The 3,770-nt window shown below is 30.5% G+C and carries 4 protein-coding genes; 3 read left to right on the top strand and 1 reads right to left on the bottom strand.

Annotated features, from left to right (window positions below):
- Nucleotides 1-1,762, top strand: a 1,762-nt coding sequence (locus J7M77_RS16310; RefSeq protein ID WP_296880468.1) for an FtsX-like permease family protein, incomplete at its 5' end; no start/stop codon positions are given.
- Nucleotides 1,763-1,774: 12 nt separating this feature from the next.
- On the top strand, nt 1,775-2,461 hold the full coding sequence (locus tag J7M77_RS16305) for an ABC transporter ATP-binding protein (RefSeq protein WP_296880466.1): 687 nt from the start codon (nt 1,775-1,777) through the stop codon (nt 2,459-2,461).
- Nucleotides 2,462-2,483: 22 nt separating this feature from the next.
- Here J7M77_RS16305 and J7M77_RS16300 read toward each other — a convergent pair whose 3' ends face one another.
- Nucleotides 2,484-3,488, bottom strand: coding sequence for a YeiH family protein (locus J7M77_RS16300; protein WP_296880465.1), 1,005 nt, complete (start codon nt 3,486-3,488; stop codon nt 2,484-2,486).
- A gap of 114 nt (nt 3,489-3,602) precedes the next feature.
- Between J7M77_RS16300 and J7M77_RS16295 the strand changes: the two genes are divergently transcribed.
- A partial coding sequence (locus J7M77_RS16295; protein ID WP_296880470.1) for a LysR family transcriptional regulator occupies nt 3,603-3,770 on the top strand: 168 nt, incomplete at its 3' end.

The following is a 3,770-nucleotide window of genomic DNA, read 5'->3' as shown; positions in this document are numbered from 1 at the left end:
GTTTTATGATGTATATGCTGCTAAAAGTAATAATAGTGATTCTAACTGTATTTATAATGAGGCTTATCAAACAACGGCTTATGAACAATTTAGTCAAAGCATTCAATATTTAACGATCATTGCAGCTATAGTGTTAATTGGGATAACAGTAATAGCGGGAATCACGTTATCATCAATGTCTAGAAAGACCCATGACTATACTTTATTAAGAGCTGTTGGTCAAACCAAACGACAGTTATATTTAATGTTACTGATGGAAACAGTGATCATTGTTTTAATTGGTTTATTATTTGGTAGTATAATAACGATATTTACTAGTTTAGGTGGTTATTTATTGATTAAACAATTTGTTTTTGCAACATTTCCATTTGTTATTGATCTTAAAATGATCATTATGATGATCATCGTCGCATCACTAATTGTTTTAATGGGAATCTTAATTCCTGGTATTCATGTTTGTAAAAAAGCGTTGATTGGTACTTTTGATCAAGACCGTTTTAAAATCTTTTCAACTCATCGTCATAAAACCAAATATCAAAATACTTTTAATTTAGCTTTAAAAGAAGTGTTACAAAATTTTAAATTAAACGCTATATTAGTTGTTATACTGGCTTTTACTTTTAGTTCAGTTAATAATCTTTTGACCGTTCATTATGATTATCGTCAAAACTTAGATTTGTATAGACAAAGTCTAGAAAACGAAAAAGTTGAAATTAATAGTGATATTAGTGATGGAATTAATTTAAACGAAATCAATAAATTACAAACTTATGCAAATACGATCAAATACGCTAAAACAATTACTAGTTATAATGATGGCTTTAAATGGGATCTAAGTAATGAATATTTATTTCAAAGTTCCAGCTCAGATGAAGATGGCTGGATGATTGGCAGCACTTCAGTAGATTATTATAGTAGTGATTTTGATGAAAAATCATTGCAAGAAATTAATAAAGCAATGATTGGAAGAATGCCTGAAAATGAACATGAAATTGTCGTTTATGAATCAGCTAGTAAACAAGATTTGTTTGAAATAGGAACTGTTTTAACTGTTTATGAAAATTATTATAATTTAGATGGTAATCCGGAGGGCTATTTGTATACGATTAGAGATTATACAGTGGTGGGAATAATTAATCAAAAACCAAATGCTTTGTTTAGTGATGATGATTTTATAAATTTGGAATTGATTATTAGTGATAATGAATTTGCAAGAAAAGTGCAAGATCAGTTAGAAAATCAAAGCTATGATAGTAGCTGTTATAATAAGGTTTATGTAGAAACAAATGATCGGATTTCTTTACTAGCCACGATCAATCAGATTAATCACGATAATCGTTTACATACTATTTCAGCCAGTGATCAGTATTATCTTATTAATACTGGATTACAAATTGATTATCAAGAAGCTATTATTTATACGATTTTATTAACGGGATTAGCGGTTTTCTTATTTACTTATATTGTTAAATATCGAACATATAATCATCAAAAAGTAATTGGAATTTTAAGATCAATTGGAATGACTAAACGGCAGGTTTATCATTGGTATATTAATCAGGCACTGTTGTTGCTTGGTGGCGGATTTGTTATTTCGATGTGGTCATTACTATATTATCGTTATGATCAGGGCATGCTTTATTATTTTTTAATTATGATAATTGACTGTTTAATTGCCGGAGTGATTGTTTTGATTTATTGTGGCAGTTTGAACGGAGTTTTAAAACAGGAAACGATTGAATTGATTAAATTTGATGAATAAGAGGATATAAAAATGAGTGTGATATTAGAGGCTAATGGAATTAGTAAAAGCTTTGGTTATGGTGAAAATAAAGTTGCGGCTTTAAAACCGACAAATCTTAAAATTGAAGCGGGAACATTTGTGGCAATAGTTGGTCGAAGTGGTTCGGGTAAAAGTACTTTACTGCATATTTTGGGTGGTTTAAGTAAACCAGACCAAGGTGAAGTGTTATTAGAAGGACAGTCTTTATATACGATGAGTGATGATCGATTGACCAGATTTCGTAGAAGAAGAATGGGTTTTGTTTTTCAGTTTTTCAATTTATTAGTAAGTCAAAATGTAATGGAAAATATTGTTTTACCAATTCATTTAGATAATTGCCAGCATGATAAACAATATATTGATGAGATTTTAACGTTTTTAAATTTAGAAAACAAAACTAGTGCTTATATCAATGAACTTTCTGGTGGACAGCAGCAAAAAGTAGCAATAGCTAGAGCTTTAGCTAATAAACCGGCAATCATTCTCGCTGATGAACCAACGGGAAATCTAGATGGACAGAGTTCTAAAGAAATTGTTGAATTATTAAAACTGTCAAAACAAAAATACCATCAGACTATTATTTTGGTAACTCATGATGATTTGATTGCTAGTAATGCCGATCGAATTTTGACGATTGTTGATGGTAAAATTGTAAGTGATACTAATAAAGGGATCTAACGTAATGTTAAATCCCTTTATTTTAAAAGATTCCAAGTAATGCCTGCATTGTAAGACAAACAACAGTAATGGAAATCCAGCAGCAAAAACCTAAGAAGATTGGTTTAGCACCGCTTTTGATTAATTTAACGATATTAGTATTTAAGCCAATTGCTGCCATCGCCATTACGATAAAGAATTTACTTAATTCTTTTAATGGAGCCGTAATGGTACCTGGCAGATTAAAGACTGTAGTAATAATTGAAGCTAAAACAAAGAATAAGATGAAAAAGGGAAAAATCTTTTTCAAATTAAAGTTACTTTCACTTTTACCAGCTTCTCGAGTCCGTTTAAAAGCTAAAACTAAAGTGATAGGAATAATTGCCAGTGTTCTAGTAAGTTTTACGATCGTTGCCTGATCTAAAGTATTACTTCCATGAATACCATCCCAAGCTGTAGCTGTGGCGGTAACTGAAGATGTGTCATTGACAGCACTTCCCGCAAAAATACCAAATCCTTCATTTGATAGGCCCAACATTCCACCAAGTGTTGGAAAAATTAATGCCGCTAAAATATTAAATAAGAAAATTACTGAAATTGACTGAGCGATTTCTTCATCATCGGCTTCAATTACTGGTGCAGTTGCCGCAATTGCTGAACCACCACAAATAGATGAACCAACACCGATTAAAGTTGCAATTTTACTTGGCATCTTTAATACCTTATATAATACAAATGAAACTACTAATGAAGTAGTAATGGTTGAAAGAATAATTGGCAATGATGAACTGCCGGTTTTAACAATATCACCTAAATTCATTCCAAAACCTAATAAGATTACCGCATATTGAAGAATCTTTTTTGATGTATAGGTAATTCCGCTTTGCACTTTGCTTTTGTCTTTGATCACAAAAGTAATGATCATCCCCATTAAGATGGCAAATACCGGTCCTCCGATAAGTGGAAACTGTTTACCTAGAAAATAAGCCGGCAAAGCAATAATTAAACATAAAATTACTCCTAATAAATTATTTTTTATAGTTGACATTTTGTTCCTCCCTCTAACTCGTAGCTATTATAACTAAAGATGATAATAAAATAAAATTATAAATCTTTATTTAATGATAAAATTATGTTATAGTTATTTTCGGGTGATGATAATATGCTTGATTTTCGCATTGATACGTTTTTAGCGGTATGTAAATTTATGAATTTTACGAAAGCTAGTCAATATTTAAATATTACCCAGCCAGCCGTTTCTGGTCATATTCGTTATTTAGAGGAATATTATCAAGTTAAATTATTTGTTTATTCTGGTAAAAAAATGCAC

This window comes from Thomasclavelia sp. (assembly GCF_017889095.1).
Taxonomy (GTDB): Bacteria; Bacillota_I; Bacilli_A; order Erysipelotrichales; family Coprobacillaceae; genus Thomasclavelia.
Note: the sequence above shows the minus strand (reverse complement) of the source record. Positions and strands in the feature narration are given on the sequence as shown.